Source organism: Acinetobacter beijerinckii CIP 110307 (genome assembly GCF_000369005.1).
GTDB classification, from domain to species: Bacteria; Pseudomonadota; Gammaproteobacteria; order Pseudomonadales; family Moraxellaceae; genus Acinetobacter; species Acinetobacter beijerinckii.
The window spans coordinates 267,856-286,025 of the sequence record NZ_KB849763.1; the positions used below are offsets into that span (position 1 = coordinate 267,856).

Annotated in this window: 17 protein-coding genes; 1 reads left to right on the forward strand and 16 read right to left on the reverse strand. The window is 42.1% G+C overall.

Annotation, left to right across the window (positions count from 1 at the left end; translation table 11 throughout):
• The first annotated feature begins 56 nt into the window (after window positions 1-56).
• Complete coding sequence (gene gigC / locus F933_RS01270) at window positions 57-941, forward strand: LysR family transcriptional regulator GigC (RefSeq protein WP_005057666.1); 885 nt, start codon at window positions 57-59, stop codon at window positions 939-941.
• 14 nt (window positions 942-955) lie between these two features.
• Here the strand turns inward: gigC and F933_RS01275 are convergent, their stop codons facing one another.
• The 16 genes from F933_RS01275 to ndhC form a co-directional block, all read right to left on the reverse strand.
• Window positions 956-1,648: a cold shock domain-containing protein gene (locus tag F933_RS01275; RefSeq protein WP_005057668.1), complete on the reverse strand. Its 693-nt coding sequence runs from the start codon at window positions 1,646-1,648 to the stop codon at window positions 956-958.
• Window positions 1,649-1,735: 87 nt separating this feature from the next.
• Entirely contained in the window at window positions 1,736-2,029 is a 294-nt protein-coding gene (locus F933_RS01280; protein ID WP_005057670.1) for a cold shock domain-containing protein, read from the reverse strand.
• A 118-nt stretch (window positions 2,030-2,147) separates the two neighbouring features.
• Complete coding sequence (gene upp, locus F933_RS01285) at window positions 2,148-2,783, reverse strand: uracil phosphoribosyltransferase (protein WP_005056724.1); 636 nt, start codon at window positions 2,781-2,783, stop codon at window positions 2,148-2,150.
• Window positions 2,784-2,889: 106 nt separating this feature from the next.
• Window positions 2,890-4,386, reverse strand: coding sequence for an NADH-quinone oxidoreductase subunit NuoN (gene nuoN / locus F933_RS01290; RefSeq protein ID WP_005056726.1), 1,497 nt, complete (start codon window positions 4,384-4,386; stop codon window positions 2,890-2,892).
• Window positions 4,387-4,389: 3 nt separating this feature from the next.
• Entirely contained in the window at window positions 4,390-5,988 is a 1,599-nt protein-coding gene (gene nuoM / locus F933_RS01295) for an NADH-quinone oxidoreductase subunit M (RefSeq protein WP_005057674.1), read from the reverse strand.
• 1 nt (window position 5,989) lies between these two features.
• Window positions 5,990-7,885, reverse strand: coding sequence for an NADH-quinone oxidoreductase subunit L (nuoL, locus tag F933_RS01300; RefSeq protein ID WP_005057675.1), 1,896 nt, complete (start codon window positions 7,883-7,885; stop codon window positions 5,990-5,992).
• Window positions 7,882-8,190 carry an NADH-quinone oxidoreductase subunit NuoK gene (gene nuoK, locus F933_RS01305; protein ID WP_004770776.1) on the reverse strand — a complete coding sequence of 103 codons (309 nt, stop codon included), beginning with the start codon at window positions 8,188-8,190 and terminating at the stop codon, window positions 7,882-7,884. Before nuoK ends, nuoL begins: the two co-directional genes overlap by 4 nt.
• Window positions 8,190-8,708 carry an NADH-quinone oxidoreductase subunit J gene (gene nuoJ, locus F933_RS01310; RefSeq protein WP_171065922.1) on the reverse strand — a complete coding sequence of 173 codons (519 nt, stop codon included), beginning with the start codon at window positions 8,706-8,708 and terminating at the stop codon, window positions 8,190-8,192. Before nuoJ ends, nuoK begins: the two co-directional genes overlap by 1 nt.
• On the reverse strand, window positions 8,708-9,250 hold the full coding sequence (gene nuoI, locus F933_RS01315) for an NADH-quinone oxidoreductase subunit NuoI (RefSeq protein ID WP_005056734.1): 543 nt from the start codon (window positions 9,248-9,250) through the stop codon (window positions 8,708-8,710). The genes nuoJ and nuoI overlap by 1 nt, the downstream gene beginning before the upstream one ends.
• A gap of 18 nt (window positions 9,251-9,268) precedes the next feature.
• The gene (gene nuoH, locus F933_RS01320; protein ID WP_005057680.1) at window positions 9,269-10,285 is read right to left on the reverse strand and encodes an NADH-quinone oxidoreductase subunit NuoH; all 1,017 of its coding nucleotides are present in this window, start codon (window positions 10,283-10,285) and stop codon (window positions 9,269-9,271) included.
• Between the two features lie 3 nt (window positions 10,286-10,288).
• Window positions 10,289-12,973, reverse strand: a complete 2,685-nt coding sequence (nuoG, locus tag F933_RS01325; RefSeq protein ID WP_005057682.1) for an NADH-quinone oxidoreductase subunit NuoG — start codon at window positions 12,971-12,973, stop codon at window positions 10,289-10,291.
• Window positions 12,974-12,984: 11 nt separating this feature from the next.
• Complete coding sequence (nuoF, locus tag F933_RS01330; RefSeq protein WP_005056741.1) at window positions 12,985-14,310, reverse strand: NADH-quinone oxidoreductase subunit NuoF; 1,326 nt, start codon at window positions 14,308-14,310, stop codon at window positions 12,985-12,987.
• Complete coding sequence (gene nuoE, locus F933_RS01335; protein ID WP_005057684.1) at window positions 14,307-14,816, reverse strand: NADH-quinone oxidoreductase subunit NuoE; 510 nt, start codon at window positions 14,814-14,816, stop codon at window positions 14,307-14,309. Before nuoE ends, nuoF begins: the two co-directional genes overlap by 4 nt.
• 12 nt (window positions 14,817-14,828) lie before the next feature.
• Window positions 14,829-16,616, reverse strand: coding sequence for an NADH-quinone oxidoreductase subunit C/D (gene nuoC / locus F933_RS01340; protein WP_004655448.1), 1,788 nt, complete (start codon window positions 16,614-16,616; stop codon window positions 14,829-14,831).
• A gap of 85 nt (window positions 16,617-16,701) precedes the next feature.
• On the reverse strand, window positions 16,702-17,379 hold the full coding sequence (locus F933_RS01345) for a NuoB/complex I 20 kDa subunit family protein (protein WP_004638049.1): 678 nt from the start codon (window positions 17,377-17,379) through the stop codon (window positions 16,702-16,704).
• A gap of 6 nt (window positions 17,380-17,385) precedes the next feature.
• Window positions 17,386-17,937 carry an NADH-quinone oxidoreductase subunit A gene (gene ndhC / locus F933_RS01350; protein WP_005056744.1) on the reverse strand — a complete coding sequence of 184 codons (552 nt, stop codon included), beginning with the start codon at window positions 17,935-17,937 and terminating at the stop codon, window positions 17,386-17,388.
• Between the last annotated feature and the right edge of the window lie 233 nt (window positions 17,938-18,170).

Below are 18,170 nucleotides of genomic sequence, written 5' to 3' on the forward strand. Positions count from 1 at the left end.
TCATGTTAGCATGATCAGATAATTCATGAATACTTTTAAACGTTAAGGCTTTTACCATGCGCATGACATTACGCCAATTGGCTGTTTTCGTGGCGGTTGCTCAAGAGGGAACTGTAACCAAGGCGAGTGATGCTGTCCGACTCACACAAAGTGCGGCAAGTATGGCTTTAGCTGATTTAGAAGATGGTCTTGGCGCTCCATTATTTGACCGTTTAGGCAAACGCCTACAATTAAATGATTTAGGACGTTTCCTGCTTCCTCAAGCTTTAGAAATTTTAGGACGCTGTGACTCATTTGAACAAGCTGCAAAAGGTGAATTACAAAGTATTGATTTGCGCTTAGGTGCAACACTAACGATTAGTGACTATTTGATGCCTGATTTAATGGCGGAATTTTTACAACATCATCCTCAAGCACATTTACAACTTCAAGTCGGCAATACTCGCCAAATGATTGAGGCAGTCAATCAGTTTCAACTCGATTTAGCCTTAATCGAAGGTTCATGTCACTTACCGCAATTACAATGTATCCATTGGCGTGATGATGAACTCGCTGTTTGCTGTGCCCCGAGTCATCCTTTAGCGCAATTAGACCGCCCTATCACACCAAGTGATTTTCATCATGTAGAGTGGATTTTACGTGAAGAAGGCTCAGGTACTCGTGAAGTCTTTGATAATGCCATTTTACAAGACTTACCCGATGCAAATATTCGCTTAACTTTGGGTCATAACGAAGCAATTTTAAAAATTGTGGCAGGTGGCTTAGGGATGTCATGTGTGTCTAGACTTGCAATTGAACCTTTGCAAGAAAAAGGTCAATTGGTAATTTTGGATACACCGTATTGGCAATTAACACGACCACTCTACATGCTTGTTCATCGTCAAAAATATCAAGGACCCGGTTTAAAAGCATTTTTACAGTTTTGTGAAGATCAGATTTAAGCCTGATCTTTTTTTTATCGACCAAATTGTTGCTCACAAGGCTCCCCATCATTATTTCCATCCATTTGGGTATTTGGGCAATTTCTCAAAAAGAACAGAGCCTCATCATAAGAACGCATTTGTGAGCAATGAATTCGACCGTCACAACTGAACTGAGCTTTGGCGGCAATCGGTTGTTGTGATGATGCAGATGAACCAGTATTAGTTTTGATCGCATCTGTAGTCTTTTCTGATCGTTTAACTTCAGGCAAATCACCAATTGCTTCACGTTGATGCGCTATTATTTGTTTTTGTTCTTCAATCAACCGAATGGTCTTTAGCTGCTGAGCTTGCTGATAAGACTGATATTTTTGAAAAATAAGTGCTAACAAAATTGCGATAACAATTAAGCCAACCACTGTGAATGTTATCCCTTTTTTATCTTTTGTTTTCGAATAAGCGTTGGAATTGTTTGGTTCAAATTGTTGTTGGACAGCACCTAGGTTTTGATGTTCAGGTTTTAAATCTAAACGTACAATATTGGCAGCTCTAAATTTTCCGTGATCTTCAACCATTAAGAATTTGATTGTTTCACCCACTTTAGGTTCACCACCTAACTTAGGAAAATCTTTGATGTGGAAGAACACATCGGCTTGTCCATTATTCAATTCGATAAAACCAAAACCACGATCTGAATTATATTTTTTTATTTTTCCCTCAAGAAACATGATGTATACCTTTCTCTTTTCTTCTCATAAAAACAAAGGAGGCTAAACTTAACGTTACCCTCCTCCACCTTAAAATTTCAAAAAAATTTAACGGCGAAAATTTGACAGTAATTCAGATGTTATTGATTCATTATGAGCCAATATTTTATTTTTCTTGGTTTTTGCAGGATTCGGGTCTACTCGTTCAATTTTAATTGCTTTGAACTTACCCTCATTTTCCTGTACTAAGAACTTCACTTTTTCATTTCTTTTCGGCTCACCATCCGTTGCAGGATAATCTGAAATATGAAAAAAAATTTCTCCTTCAGCAGTTGCAATAAAACCGAAACCTTTTTCAGGATTATATTGTTTAACTTTTCCGTGATAAAACTCTTGTTTCATAACGTTTGCCCCTCATTTAAAAAGATTCTAAGCATAGTATATAGAATAAAAAAGAGACTGATAAACCATCATTAAATGTTATGAATAGATCCAGTCTCTTTATTTATCTCCTAAGTCATCAATCTTTTTGCACGCTACCAAAAATTTTATCGCCCGCATCGCCAAGACCTGGAACAATATAACCTTCTTCATTTAAACCTTGATCAATAGAAGCCGTATAAATACGTACATCTGGATGGATTGCCTCAACTTTAGCAATACCTTCTGGCGCAGCGACTAAGATCATTACACGAATATCTTTACAACCACTGGCTTTTAAAACATCAATTGCAGCAATTAATGAATTTCCTGTTGCCAGCATTGGATCGATAATCATAGCTAGGCGGTTGGCAACATCTGGTACTAGTTTTTTATAATAAGTACGAACTTCTAAAGTCGCTTCATCACGTTCTAAACCAAGTACACTGACTTTTGCACTCGGAATCAAATTAAGAACACCCTCAAGCATCCCAATACCTGCACGTAATATCGGAACAATAGTGATTTTCTTACCTGCAATTCGCTGTGTTATGACTTTGCCTGTCCAACCATCAATTTCATGATCTACGACAGTTAAATCTTTGGTTGCTTCATAAGTGAGCAACATCGTAACTTCTTGTGCCAATTCACGGAAATTCTTGGTACTAATGTCTGAACGGCGCAACAAACCAAGTTTATGGCGAATAAGCGGATGACGAATTTCTTGAATCGACACGATTGAGTACCTAGCTAATATAAATCTTTGTCTATTATAAAGTGTTTTTTTACTCATCAATAAAAAAGCCCCCATTTTTGGAGGCTTTTTTGTACAAATCAGACGATTACTGTTGTTGTGACAACATAAAGTGCAATGGAGAAAGAATCTCAGACTTCAATGCCAAATTGATCATTGGATCTGGATAGATACCGAGCAACAATACAAGTAAAGCAGCACCTAACACCATAATCCCACCAACCTTGCTTCCCCAATGTGCATCAGCATCAATACGAGGTACATCTGGTGGTGTCATATACATCACAACCATCACACGTAAATAGTAATATAAACCAATACCACTACCCACCACGATCATTGCCGCCAAGAACCAATGTTGCGTTGTTACAGCAGCCATTACCACAAGGAATTTACCAATAAAGCCCGCAGTTAATGGAATACCCGCTAACGACAACATCATCACAGTTAAGGTTGCAGTCAACACTGGACGGCGCCAGAATAAACCACGATAGTCAGCAAGACTTTGAGCTTCATCAACGTTGTTATATGGACTCGACATCAATGCAACCGCACCGAATGCACCGATTGTGGTGAGAACATAAGTAATCACATACACCGTAACGCTACCAAGGCTTGCATAAGTCATGCTGATTAAAGCAATCAACAAATAACCAAAATGTGCAATCGATGAATAACCAAGGATACGTTTTAAGTTAACTTGACGTACTGCGAGTAAGTTACCAACTAAAATAGATAACACAGCAATCACAGTTAATACTGTTACTAACGATTCAACTAAGATTGCGCCAGAAGTCAATAAATAACGGACAAATAAACCAATCGTTGCAACTTTCGCAGCCGTTGCCAAAAAGGTTGCCATAGGTGCTGGTGCACCTGCATATACATCTGGCGTCCATTTATGAAATGGCGCAAGCGAAAGTTTGAATGCAACAGCAAATACAACTAAACCTAAGCCCAAAAGTACCATCGGCTGTTTGATTGCAGTCATCAATGCCTGAACAGAATCATAGAATGATAATGAACCCGTGTAGGCATAAATATAAGCCATACCCATAAGCAACATTGCAGATGCAGTCGCAGAAAGTACAAGGTATTTAATCCCCGCTTCCAAAGACTGACTACGTTGATAGGTATAAGCCAACATGCCGTAAACTGGGATTGACATTAATTCTAAGCTAATGAAGAAAGCCGCGTAGTGAGAACTTGCAACCAATAGCATTGCACCTGTTACTGATGACAGTAGCAAGATATAGAGTTCTTCACGATTGTCTTTATAACTCTCGATATAAGCATGAGATAAAGTACAACATGCCAATGCAGCAATCAGAATTAGGAATTGATAAAGCATGGTAAATGGATCAACCATAAACATGCCCATCACATTCACTGGCGCAAACTTACCACTAAACATGGTGTAAGCAATAAAAATTGCAGCAAGGTTTAAACCTACAACCGAGGTTGTCGCAATCAGATTGTGATTACGTTTAATCGCAGTTAATAACATCACCACGATTGCAGTTAATGCCACAATCATCACTGGAGCAAGTGGCATTAACTCAGAAAAAGAAATTGTGAAGTTCATGATTTATTGCATCTCCACATGTTCAAGTTGAGTTGCAGCCTGTTGAACAGTTTCAACAACTTCTTGTACTGGCATATAACTATTTACTAACCACTGCATGCTTGAATGAGACATATCCAAGAACGTTTGTGGGTAAAGTCCTAACCAAAGTAAACCGATCGCACAAATCATCAAAATACTGACTTCACGAGCAGATAAATCTTTAAGTGGGCTTGTATAATGCTGCTTTTGTTCAGGATTTGGCTCACCAAATAATGCTTTGTGAATCAGAATCAGACCGTAAAGACCAGCAAATACCAAGCTCACTGCCGCAATAATTGTGAAAGTTGGGTAAGCCTTGAATGAACCCATCAAGATCAGGAATTCACCAATAAAGTTACCTAAACCTGGTACACCAACAAGCGCCGCGACAAAGAACATCAAGAAGAATGGTAAGTATTGAAGTTGACCACGTAGACCGCCCATTAAGCGTAAATCACGTGTATGTAAACGTTCATAAACTTGACCAGACATAATGAACAATGCAGCAGATGACAAGCCATGCGCTAACATCATGATCATTAAACCTTGGAAGGTCAAAATGTTACCTGCATAAATTGCAAGTAAGATGAAACCCATGTGCGAAATAGACGTGTACGCAAGTAAGCGTTTCATATCTGTTTGTTGATACGCTAAGAATGCGCCGTAGAAAATACCAATCAAACCAAGAATAATGGCGATATCAGCAAATTGTGCTGAAGCTGCTGGGAAGAATGGAATCACAAAACGAAGCAAACCATAGGCCGCTGTCTTAATCAAAATACCAGCCAAATCCACAGAACCCGCTGTTGGAGCTTGTGCATGCGCATCAGGCAACCAACCGTGTAATGGGAATACTGGTAATTTCACCGCAAAACCGATGAAGAAACACAGCATGAATGCATAAGCAACTTCAGGTGGTAAGTGGTTCGCAACCGCCAATAGATAGTTGTAATCGAAACCGATCATACCTGTCATCATGTATCCATAGACCACAAGGCCTAAGATACCAATCAACATGATCAAACCAGCGATTTGAGTATATAGGAAGAATTTGGTTGCTGCATAAACACGCGAACGACCATTCGAGCCTGAATGACCCCATAACGCAATCAAGAAATAGATTGGTACAAGCATCATCTCCCAGAAGAAGAAGAACAAGAATAAGTCAATCGCCAAGAATACACCGATTACCCCACCTAAACTCCACAGGAGATTTAAGTGGAAGAAACCTACATTCTTTTGAATCTCACCCCATGAACAACCGACTGCAAGTACACCTAGTAATGCGGTCAGTAATACCATGAGTAAAGATAAACCATCCACAGCTAAGTGAATGCTAATACCTAGTGATTGAATCCATGGAAGATGGAATTCAGCGGCCCAAGTCGGTACTTTACCGCCAATCTCATAACTAAATGTACCACTTTGCCACAGTGCAATGCCCAAACCAAAGGTAATGAGCATACCAATCAAGGCTATCCAGCGTGGCAAATGTTGGTCAAATTTATCGACTAACCAACAAATAAAACCAGCAATGAAAGGAACTAAAATCAGTGCGGGTAAAATTAAATTGTTTTCCATTTTATTTCCCCACAACCTGAATCACGATCAATATCATCAATAACACCACTACACCGAGTGACATGCTTGATGCGTATTCACGTAATGAACCTGTTTGACGCGAACTTGTAAAGCTATTACCACCCTTCACAATTGCAGGAAGCACTAACCATAAACCATCAACAGGATCACGACCTAAAATTTTCGCAATCAATAAATAAGGTTTTACAAATACGATGTCATACAAAGCATCAAAACCAAATGCGGTACGGCAAATATGTGTTAAACCTGCACCCAAAGATGTTTGAGCAAAAGATTTTACTGCACCATAAGCAAAAGCAAATAAGAAGATACCCACCGCTAAACCAGCAATTGCAACACCACTCGCTAAATGTTCAGCATGCACAACAGCAGCTTCTAAAGTTTCAGGTACAACAAAACTTGGAATACTTGCAGCAGTCAATAATTTTGCAACAGGCGCTTGAAGGAAATAACCAATACCTGTTGATAACGTAGCGAGAATCGCAAGTGGTCCCCAGTACGTTACGCCATGAATCGCATGCGCATGCGTTTTTTCTTCGCCAAAGAACACCACCCAAATTAAACGGAAAGTATAAATAGACGTTAAGAATGCACCTGCAACACCGACCCAGTACAAAGTATTGTAAAGCGGAAGATTTGCAATTGTAGACTGTGCATAAACCGCACCCAAGATCGCATCTTTAGAGAAGAAGCCAACAGTTACGATTGGAAGTGCTGCCAACGCGCCACCACCTATCACGAAACACCAGAATACGAATGGAATTTTTTTACGTAATCCACCCATTTTGAAAATGTTTTGTTCATGATGACATGCAAGAATCACTGCACCTGAAGAAAGGAACAATAATGCTTTAAAAAATGCGTGTGCCAACATGTGGAACAAACCTGCTTGGTACGCTTCTGCACCCACAGCCATAAACATATAACCGAGCTGACTCATAGTTGAGTAAGCCAAGATACGTTTGATGTCGGTTTGAACTAGCGCTGCAAAACCAGCCACAAGCAATGTCACAGCACCTGTAATCGAGATGAACTGCATCACTTCTGGTGCCATTTCCATCACAGAGAACATACGGCAGCATAAGTACACACCCGCTGTCACCATCGTTGCAGCGTGGATCAATGCAGATACTGGTGTAGGACCAGCCATCGCATCAGCTAACCATGTTTGTAATGGGATTTGCGCTGATTTACCTGCTGCACCCAAGAACAACATCAATGCTGTCCAAATTGACAATGATGAGCTTTGCGTCATGACAGTTGTTGCATTTTCAACGATGTACTGAGTATTCAAAGTACCAAACTGTTGATAAAGTAAGAACAATGCGATGAGTAAGAAGACATCACCGACACGTGTTACTGTAAATGCTTTGATTGCTGCCCAACCATTTGCAGGGTTTGAGTAGTAGAAACCAATCAATAGGTATGAACACAGACCTACGCCTTCCCAACCTAAGAACAATAACGCTAAGTTATCGCCCAGTACCAACAACAACATGCTGGCAACGAATAGGTTGAAATAAGAGAAGAAACGCGCGTAATCTTCTTCACCACGCATATACCATGATGCAAAGATATGAATCAGGAAGCCTACACCAGTAACCATACCTGTCATCAATAATGACAAACCATCTAAATGTAAGCTGATACCTGGCTCAAAACCGCCAACACTGAACCACGTCCATAAATGTTGAACAAATACAGTTTGACCACTGCTGGTAAACGCAAGACCAGCAATTAAAGCAAATAACGCAGATAAACCGACTGAACCAACACCGATAATCGCTGCAACGTTTTCAGAAAGTTTATTACGTCCTGCCGCTAATAGGATAAAACCAATGAGCGGAAATAAAATGGTTAAATATAAGGTACTCATCCGCGCATCTCACTAGCAGCATCTACATCCAAGTGATGGAAGCGATGATAGAACTGAAGGACGATCGCAAGACCGATACATGCCTCTGCAGCAGCGAGGGTCAAAATCAAGATAAACATGACTTGTCCATCTGGCTGAGCCCAAACACTACCTGCTAAAACGAATGCCAACGCAGCAGCATTCATCATAATTTCAAGGCTCATAAGCATAAATAATAGATTGCGTCGCACCATTACACCGTAAAAACCAAGTGCAAAAAGGATGGTTGCAACAATCAAACCATGTTCTAAAGGGATGTGTCCCATTATTCTTTATCCTCTTCTGCACTTGGTTCACGTTTGCCTAAGTGAAATGCTGCAACCAATGCTGCAAGCAATAACATCGCGGCAACTTCTACCAATAATAGATAGTGAGTAAACAACACTTGACCGACTGCTTTTGGACCAACAACTTCTGTTCCCATTGGGGCAGAAATCGTGGTGTATTCGCCGCCGAGCATCCACACTAAAATTAAGCCTAGTAAAAAGCTCATTAGTGCTGGGAAAGCCCAAGCATCCGAGGTCAACCATTTGCTTTCTTGCTCAATTGTGTCTTCTCCGAGATTCAACATCATCACGACAAAGACAAACAAGACCATGATCGCACCTGCATAAACGATGATCTCAAGGGCAGCCGCAAACGGCGCACCCACGATCATGAAAATGCCTGCAACAGCAAGTAGAGAAACAATCAAACTTAATAATGCATGTACAGGATTGGTGTTAGTCACAACACGCACTGTCGAAACAATGGCCACAAGTGCCATCAAATAAAATGGCCACATCATGGTAATAAGCTCCGTACATCAACTGGTGCACTTTCTTTTTGTGCTTGACCTTTTTCCTTCCCATTTACTGCCATACCTGTAACACGGTAGAAGTTATAGTCAGGATATTTACCTGTTCCAGAAATCAATAAGTTTTCTTTTTCGTAAACTAAGTCTTGACGTACGTATTCGGCAAGTTCGAAATCAGGTGTCATTTGAATGGCTGTCGTTGGACAAGCCTCTTCACACATACCGCAGAAAATACAACGTGAAAAGTTGATACGGAAAAATTCAGGATACCAACGTCCATCTTCTTTTTCCGCTTTTTGTAATGAAATACAACCAACTGGACAAGCTACTGCGCATAAGTTACATGCTACACAACGCTCTTCACCATCTGGATCGCGCGTTAACACAATACGACCACGAAAGCGTGGAGGTACAATTTGTTCAGCCGGAACTTCTGGATATAAAATCGTGTCACGTTTACGTGTAACATGGCTGAACACCATCCACAACGAACGTACAATCGATCCGAACCCAGCTAGAATTTTATACATTTTGTACTCCCTGCTGTCCTAGGCCTGATTCATCAGAATCACAGCACCAGTCACTAACAAGTTGACCAACGCCAATGGCAAACAAACTTTCCAACCAAAATTCATCACTTGGTCATAACGAGGACGCATTAACGAACCACGAGCCAAGACAAACATCATTACAAAGAACGCTGTTTTGATAACGAACCAGAATACTGGCGGAACAAATGGAATTTCTAAGTTAAATGGTGCAAGCCATCCACCGAAGAATAAAGTGACGATTAATGCTGAGATCAAAACGACGTTGACGTATTCCGCAACGAAGAACATCCCCCATTTCATACCACCATATTCAACGTGGTAACCTTCCGCCAATTCTTGCTCGGCTTCCGGTTGGTCAAATGGATGACGATGCGTTACCGCAACACCCGCAACCACAAAGATCAAGAAACCTAAAAACTGAGGAATGATGAACCACATATCGCGTTGCGCTTCTACGATTTCACGAAGGTTGAATGAACCTGCAATCGCAACCACACCCATCAACGAGATACCCAAGAACACTTCATAAGAAATGGTTTGAGCAGCAGAACGAAGACCGCCAAGTAATGAGTATTTGTTATTCGATGCCCAACCACCAAATAGCACTGCATAGACTGCAATACCCGCCATTGCCATAAAGAACAATAGACCGATACTCATATCAGCAACGCCCAGTGATGGACTCACTGGGATGACCATAAATGAAAGTACCGCAGTTGCCATCGCAACTGCTGGTGCTAAACGGAAAGTCAGCTTATCAGCAAACTTTGGTGTCCAATCTTCTTTAAACATGATTTTGAGCATGTCGGCAACGATCTGGAACATACCACCTGGACCAACACGGTTTGGACCGTAACGATCTTGCCATAATGCCAAGAGACGACGCTCAATAAATGACATTAATGCAGCAACCAAAACCACCACTAGCAAGATCACAATCGCCTGAATCACTGAATAAGCGATTGGCCAGTTCTCAGCCCAAAGTGGCGTTTGACGTATAATTTCTTGATTCATGAATTACACTCCTACCGCCACAGAAACAGGCTCTGCCAATGAAACAGTTGGTGCTAAACCAATTGGGTAACCAATATAACCTGTTGGTAAATATTCAATCACTTGTACTGGTAAGCTAATACTGGTTTCACCTGCTTTCACTGTAATACGTTGACCATCTTGAACATTTAAGCGTGTCGCATCATGTTCACCCACAGCAAACATGGCTTCAGGAATACGAGATTCCATCGCTGGTGTTTTAACCGTGAATTCACCAGAACCAAAAATATGGTGCATTGGTACAAGGCGGAAGCTTTCAGGATTCACAACCACAACCGATGGTGCCACATAGCTACGCGCAGGACGTTTTGCTAAACGATCGAATAAACGTACACCCGAATCACCACCTTTTAAGTGACCACCCACTTCATCTTGGTATTTGTTCCAAGCTTGCGGTGAGTTCCAACCCGCAGACCATGCGAAAGGTACCAATGAAGATGGAGTCTGATTCCCTACATAACCTTCCATTGAGAAGGTTAAGGCTGAATCGATGTCAGTCGGTTGCTTAGGTTCGTGAATCGATAACGGCGCACGAATTGCTGTACGACCCGAGTAACGACGTGGTTCACGTGCAATTTTCAAACCGTGGATACGATAGCCTGCATCTGGCGCAACATCTTCAATTGCAGCAAGCACAGGAACATTCTTCACGATGTCATCGATTACATCATCAAGTAGTGTCCAATCAACTACTTTGCCTTTGAGACCTGTTTCAATGGCATGTAACCAGCGCCAAGATTCCTTGATCGCATATTCAGGCTTGTAGTAACTTGGGTCATACACTTGATAGAAACGTTGTGCACGACCTTCTTGGCTCACAACAGTACCATCACCCTCGGCAAAGCTTGCTGCTGAAAGGACGATATCTGCAAGTTTCAAAGTTTCAGTTTCACTATGATCGAGTACGATCACAGTTTCAGCCTGATCAAACGCAGCCTTTACTTGTGCAACAGGTAAACGGCGAGTTAAATCATTTTCAACCACGACCACTGCTTGATAATCTTGTGCAAACGCTTGCTCTAAACTTAAACCACCAAATAGTGCCAAGCCCATTGAGTTTACTTCAGGAACAGTCAAAGACAGCCCTGCATTTTCGCCAAGATTCAAAGCAACTTGAGCCGCAGCTTCCATAATCGCAGGATCTTGTAAGCTGGTACCAGAGATAATCAATGGCTTTTTCGCAGCTTTCAAAGTATCAGCTATGGTTTGCGCAAATGCTTTTGCATCGTCAGCCAAACCTGTCAATGCGTCACCTTTAACAGCAGCAGCAACCGCAAAACCTAAACGTGCGATATCATTTGGCGATGCAACCACTTCACCTGTCGCAACATCCGCTAAACGCGTTTGAGTTGCAGCAAGGATATAGATTGGTGATTTTGCATCTTGACCGATACGTTGTACAGGTTCTGCCAACCAATCAGGTGTACGAGTTGCAGCAGCCATTTCTTTGGCTTTATTTTTCGCAGCTTGGCGAACAGACAATGCCATACGTGGTGCAGTTTGAGTTAAGTCTTCACCCAAGATCAACACCGCATCATAGCTTTCAATTTCACGCATGTTCGGGTTATAGATACCCTGTGTTTGCATGATTGATGCAGCTAACTCAACCAAGTTTTGCTCTTTTTGAGACATCCCTGTTGAGTAGTTGTCTTGTCCAACTAATTCACGCAGTGCATAGTTTGATTCCAAACTTGCACGTGGTGAACCAATACCTAATACTTTCTTGCCTTTTAGTTGAGCAATCACCTGATCAAGCGCCTGATCAACACTCACAGTCGCAATCGTTTCAGCATTGCGGAATTGAGGTTGACGCGGACGATCTTCACGGTTCACATAGCCCGTACCAAAACGACCTTTGTCACAAAGGAAGTATTGATTCACTGAACCATTGAAACGGTTTTCAACACGACGGATTTCCCCATAGCGTTCGCCTGGAGAAATGTTACAACCTGAAGAACAGCCATGACATACGCTTGGCGCATACTGCATGTCCCACTTACGGTTATAACGAGCCGAATGTGTCTTATCGGTGAATACACCTGTTGGGCAGACCTCAGTCAAGTTGCCAGAGAATTCAGACTCTAAAGTACCTGATTCTGGACGACCAAAATACACACGTGACGCATTGGCAAAAACACCAAAGTCCGTACCACCTGCGTAATCTTTGTAGTAACGCACACAACGATAGCAAGCGATACAACGGTTCATCTCATGCGCAATGAACGAACCCAACTCTTGATTATGATGGGTACGTTTAGTAAAGCGATAGCGACGACGGTCATGTTGAGTCATGACGGTCATATCTTGTAAATGACAGTGACCACCTTCTTCACAGACTGGACAGTCATGTGGGTGATTGGTCATCAAGAATTCAACAATCGACGCACGGAAATCTGTTGCTTCTTTGTCTTCAATTGAGATAAACGTATTATCGGTAGCTGGTGTCATACATGACATCACTAAGCGTCCACGAGTATCTTCAGCATTCGCGTACTGAGTAACCGCACATTGACGACAAGAACCAACTGAACCTAATGATGGGTGCCAACAAAAATACGGGATATCGATACCAAGGCTTAAACATGCTTGTAGCAAGTTTTCTGAGCCATTGACTTCATACGATTTTCCATCGACATGAATTGTAGCCATAGTCGAATTCCTTAAGCTTGTTCTACGTCAAGAGCAGGGGCATGGGTTTTAACCTTTGCCTCAAACTCATGGCGGAAATATTTTAATGCGCCCATAAGTGGCTCCATCGCACCCGGTGCGTGAGCACAGAAAGTCTTACCGATCCATAATTTACGAGTGAGTTCTTGTAAATGATCGATATCCTCCTTCTTACCAGCACCTGTTTCAAGCGCTTTCAAAGCTTTCACAGCCCAAGGTAAACCATCACGACAAGGTGTACAGAAACCACATGATTCACGTGCAAAGAATTCTTCTAAGTTACGCGTTGCAGACACCATACATTGAGTTTCATCAACTACCATAAGCAAACACGTACCTAAACGTGAGCCTGCTTTCATGATGCTTTCCGCATCCATTGGTAAATCAATATGCTCAGCAGCCAAAAAGTCTGTTGATGCTCCACCCGGCAACCATGCTTTAAGCGTTAAACCATCACGCATACCGCCCGCATGATCTTCAATCACTTCACGCGCAGTTGTACCAAATGGCAATTCCCAAAGTCCTGGGAATTTCACCTTACCTGATGCGCCATAGATCTTAGTACCTGGATCTTTCGACTTATGTGCAGAAAGATTGATATACCATTCTGGTCCACGCAACATAATTGCGGGTAAGTTGTTGTAGGTTTCAACGTTATTGACAATCGTCGGACGCCCCCATGCACCCGCAACTTGTGGGAACGGTGGTTTCGTACGAGGATTGGCACGACGACCTTCAAGCGAGTTAATCAATGCAGTTTCTTCACCACAGATATAACGTCCTGCGCCCGTGTGAACATACATCTCAAAGTTCCAGCCCGTATCAAGGATGTTTTCACCCAAGTAACCTTTGGCACGAACTTGCTCTAATGCTTCATTTAAGTATTGAGCTGCTTCGATGTATTCACCACGAATGAAGATATAACCATGCGTTGCTTCAAGGGTATAACCCGCAATCAACATTCCTTCGATCAATTGATGTGGAAGTTTTTCCATCAACAAACGGTCTTTAAAAGTACCTGGTTCCATTTCATCAGCATTACAGATCAAATAACGTGGACCACCATCATTCGGTGCCATCAATGACCATTTGATACCCGCTGGGAAACCTGCACCACCACGACCTTTAACCGTCGCAGCTTTAATGACGTCGAGTACATCTTTTGGCGGCATACCGAGTGCTTTTTTAAAGCCCGCATAACCTTCAAGCGCTTCATAATCATCAGCAGCACGAACGTGTTCTTGCTTGCTCAAACGCCAAGTAAGTGGATGCGTTTCTGGATTACCGTCGCCATAAATTGGTTTTGGTTCAGTATTCATACATACTTCTCCAATAACTGTTTAACTGATGACACATCCACTAAACCGTGAGTATCTTCATCAATCATTAAAGTTGGACCTTTATCACAGTTGCCTAAACAGCAAATTGGGAGCAAGGTGAAACGACCATCTGCTGTGGTTTGTCCGTACTGGATGCCTAACTCTCGCTGAAATGCTTCTGCTAAAGTTTCTGCACCCATCAAGAAGCATGCAATTGAATCACATAATAAAATCACATGACGACCTACAGGTTGGCGATAGATACGGTTATAGAACGTTGCTACACCCTCTAAGTCCGCCACACTAATCGTCAGCAATTGTGCAATTGCATTCATTTGAGCATCATCTATCCAGCCATTACGACGTTGTACGCATTTTAATGCATCTAATGATGCCGCACGTGGATATGGATAGTGATCAATGTGATGTTCAATGTCATGGATTTCTTCAGCAGTCAAAATCCCTTCAACATTCACACGAGGTTTTTTATCAGTCAAAATCATCATAATCGTTTACCCCTAGCGATCCACGTCAGCCATAACCACGTCAATGGTCGCCAAATAAATGATCAAGTCAGAAACCAAACTGCCATTAATCACAGAAGGCATTTGCTGTAAATGCGTGAAAGTCGGTGTACGAATACGAGTACGGTAGCTCATGGTTGACTTGTCTGAAGTCAAATAATAAGTGCTCGCACCTTTCACAACTTCCGTCATAAATGATGACTCGCCCGCAGGCATTACTGGACCCCAAGACACGCTTAAGAAGTGCGTAATCAAGGTTTCAATATCTTGTAATGTCTTATCTTTCGGTGGTGGAACAGCCAATGGATGATCCGCTTTATATGGACCAGATGGCATGTTGTCCAAGCACTGTTGAATAATTTTCAACGACTCAGTAATTTCACGGAAGTGAACCAAGACACGCGCATATGCATCGCCTTCATATTCCACTGGAATATCAAAGTCGAAGTTTTCATAACCACTGTATGGACGATATTTACGAACGTCAAAATCAATACCCGTCGCACGTAAACCAGTACCCGTTACGCCCCAAGCCAACGCAGATTTAGCATCGTATTGCGCAACATTGCGGGTACGACCAATAAATACTGAGTTTTTAAGTGCAGCAGTGTAGTACTCGTTCAAACGTTTCGGCATCCATTCCAATAACTCTTTCACCAGCTTTTGCCAGTTATTTGGAAGATCATGTGCCGTACCGCCGATACGGAACCATGCAGGATGCATTCGATAACCCGTAATCGCTTCAACAATGTCATAGACTTTTTGACGGTCTGCAAACATATAGAATACTGGGGTCATACCGCCAGCATCCTGAATCGCTGTACCACAGAATAATAAGTGGTTATTGATACGGAATAATTCGTTCAACATCACACGAATCACTTGTGCACGCTCAGGTACTTTAATACCAGCAAGCTGCTCAACTGCCATTACATATGGCATGTTTTGCGCACAACCACCTAAGTAGTCAACACGATCGGTATACGGAATGAATGAATGCCAAGTTTGACGTTCAGCCATCTTTTCCACACCACGGTGGTGATAACCGATATCAGGCACACAGTCTTTGACTTCTTCACCGTCCAACTGTAATACCACACGGAATGCACCGTGCGCAGATGGATGGTTAGGACCCAAGTTCAAGAACATGAAGTCTTCGTCGTCATTACCACGTTTTAGACCCCAGTCTTCTGGTACAAAGCGTAAATGTTCTTGTTCGAAATCTTGCTTTGCTTGGTCTTGCATATACGGCGTATATTCTGTCGCACGCGCAGAATATTCTTTACGTAATGGGTGACCTTCCCAATAGGTTGGCAACAAGATACGACGGAGCATTGGATGCCCTGCGAAATCGATACCGAACATATCGTAAGCTTCACGCTCGTACCAGTTGGCATTTGGCCAAATATTGGTTGCAGTTGGAATGCTTAAATCATTTTCATTCAACGCAACTTTGATACGAATATCACTATTACGCTCAAGCGATAATAAATGATAGAACACAGTGAAGTCAGATGCTGGTAGACCATCGCGGTGAACACGTAAACGCTCATCAACCGCAGACAAGTCAAACAACATCACATAAGGGCGCTCTACTTTACGTAAGAACATAAGGACTTCTTGCACGCGTGCGCGCTCAACCCAGACTGTTGGAAACTCTTCAAAAGTCGCCTGCACGTAGAAATTCTCACCAAACTTGGTTTTGAGCTCTTCTACGATTGCAAATGCTGGGCGTGAATCAACTGGCGTTGACTCTGGCATAGCAATGTCAGTTTCAGCCATTGGCTTGGCTTCCTATTTAATACAAATTTTGGCAATTTTCTCGATGACCATATCCTTCCGATATGTCAAAAACTCATCTTAAAAATTATTTAATTTCATCCATAGAGCGCAAGTTTTTCACTGCTATACGTTCAGCATTTTTACGGTCACGTTCTGGCATCATCTTTGGCTTATACACAGGCTGAAGATCATCACCAATAACCGCTGAAAGTGGACGGCGCTCAAGTTGAATTTGGTCTTGAAGCAACATTAATGCTTGGATTAATGCTTCTGGACGAGGTGGACAACCTGGGATGTACACATCAACAGGAATAATTTTATCTACACCTTGAACCACAGAATAGATGTCGTACATACCACCTGAGTTTGCACACGCACCCATTGAGATCACCCATTTCGGTTCAAGCATTTGTTCATACAAACGTTGAATTACAGGCGCCATTTTGACAAAGCAGGTACCCGCAACAATCATCAAGTCTGCTTGGCGCGGTGAAGCACGAATAACCTCTGCACCAAAACGTGATAAGTCATGCACACCTGTTAAAGTCGTTGCATATTCAACGTAACAGCACGATGTACCAAAGTTAAATGGCCACAACGAGTTTTTACGCCCCCAGTTCACGGCTGTATGCAACACATCTTCAAGACGTGTCATCATCACACTTTTATTAACTTCTTCCTCAAGTGGATCAGTTACGATTTGACGATCTTGTAATGGATATTGATCGGCATCTGGATTCGCACGGGTTAAAGTATATTTCATCCCGACTTACTCCTTTTTAAATGATGATGTAGTCGGTGTTTTAGATTTAACACGACCAGAAGACTGTGCTGGAATATGTCCAGTCGGATCGACAACCAACTCTTCAATGTTATTGAATCGAGTAATATCAGCAATATTCATATTTGGTGAGCCAATATTCGTTTTCACACCAGCCGCTTTACGACGATCCGAAGGTGCCCAGTTCAATGCACCTGTTGAAAGTTCGTAAATCAAACCAATTAATAAAACTAAAATAAAGACTGCAGCAGTCGCAAAACCTACCCAACCAACTTCACGTACAGAAGTCGCCCAAGCATAAAGATAAAGGGCTTCCAAATCGAAAACCACAAAGAAGATTGCAACTAAATAGAACTTGGCTGATAAGCGGATACGAGCACCGCCCGCACCTACTACACCTGACTCAAACTGTTCTTGCTTCGCACGTCCCCATGCTTTACCCCCTAGGAGTAAAGGAACAGTCAGCATAAAAACGCAAAGAAATGTAACGCCGATCACGAAGGCGATAATCGCCCAATCGTATGGAGTAATGGCACTCATGCGGGGATAACTCCTGGCAGGCCTATTTTTAACAAAGAATGTATGTATTGGCCTTCAAATACACCAAACACAAAATTAATCCCGCCAATTGTACCTGATTTCTAATTTCTCATGCTAGTTGAAGCGCCTTAGTCTTTCGGATGATTTTGTCCTTAAATTTATGGATATGTACTAGATCACTATCAATTCACCCTTAGAAATCGAATAATCTAATCAAACAGAGCATATTGATC

Excerpts from the sequence above, each read along its gene's own strand:
- gigC (WP_005057666.1), top strand. The coding sequence starts at position 57 with ATGCGCATGACATTACGCCAATTGGCTGTTTTCGTGGCGGTTGCTCAA.
- F933_RS01275 (WP_005057668.1), bottom strand. The coding sequence starts at position 1,648 with ATGTTTCTTGAGGGAAAAATAAAAAAATATAATTCAGATCGTGGTTTT.
- F933_RS01280 (WP_005057670.1), bottom strand. The coding sequence starts at position 2,029 with ATGAAACAAGAGTTTTATCACGGAAAAGTTAAACAATATAATCCTGAA.
- nuoN (WP_005056726.1), bottom strand. The coding sequence starts at position 4,386 with ATGAACTTCACAATTTCTTTTTCTGAGTTAATGCCACTTGCTCCAGTG.
- nuoM (WP_005057674.1), bottom strand. The coding sequence starts at position 5,988 with ATGGAAAACAATTTAATTTTACCCGCACTGATTTTAGTTCCTTTCATT.
- nuoL (WP_005057675.1), bottom strand. The coding sequence starts at position 7,885 with ATGAGTACCTTATATTTAACCATTTTATTTCCGCTCATTGGTTTTATC.
- nuoK (WP_004770776.1), bottom strand. The coding sequence starts at position 8,190 with ATGGGACACATCCCTTTAGAACATGGTTTGATTGTTGCAACCATCCTT.
- nuoJ (WP_171065922.1), bottom strand. The coding sequence starts at position 8,708 with ATGTGGCCATTTTATTTGATGGCACTTGTGGCCATTGTTTCGACAGTG.
- nuoI (WP_005056734.1), bottom strand. The coding sequence starts at position 9,250 with ATGTATAAAATTCTAGCTGGGTTCGGATCGATTGTACGTTCGTTGTGG.
- nuoH (WP_005057680.1), bottom strand. The coding sequence starts at position 10,285 with ATGAATCAAGAAATTATACGTCAAACGCCACTTTGGGCTGAGAACTGG.
- nuoG (WP_005057682.1), bottom strand. The coding sequence starts at position 12,973 with ATGGCTACAATTCATGTCGATGGAAAATCGTATGAAGTCAATGGCTCA.
- nuoF (WP_005056741.1), bottom strand. The coding sequence starts at position 14,310 with ATGAATACTGAACCAAAACCAATTTATGGCGACGGTAATCCAGAAACG.
- nuoE (WP_005057684.1), bottom strand. The coding sequence starts at position 14,816 with ATGATGATTTTGACTGATAAAAAACCTCGTGTGAATGTTGAAGGGATT.
- nuoC (WP_004655448.1), bottom strand. The coding sequence starts at position 16,616 with ATGGCTGAAACTGACATTGCTATGCCAGAGTCAACGCCAGTTGATTCA.
- F933_RS01345 (WP_004638049.1), bottom strand. The coding sequence starts at position 17,379 with ATGAAATATACTTTAACCCGTGCGAATCCAGATGCCGATCAATATCCA.
- ndhC (WP_005056744.1), bottom strand. The coding sequence starts at position 17,937 with ATGAGTGCCATTACTCCATACGATTGGGCGATTATCGCCTTCGTGATC.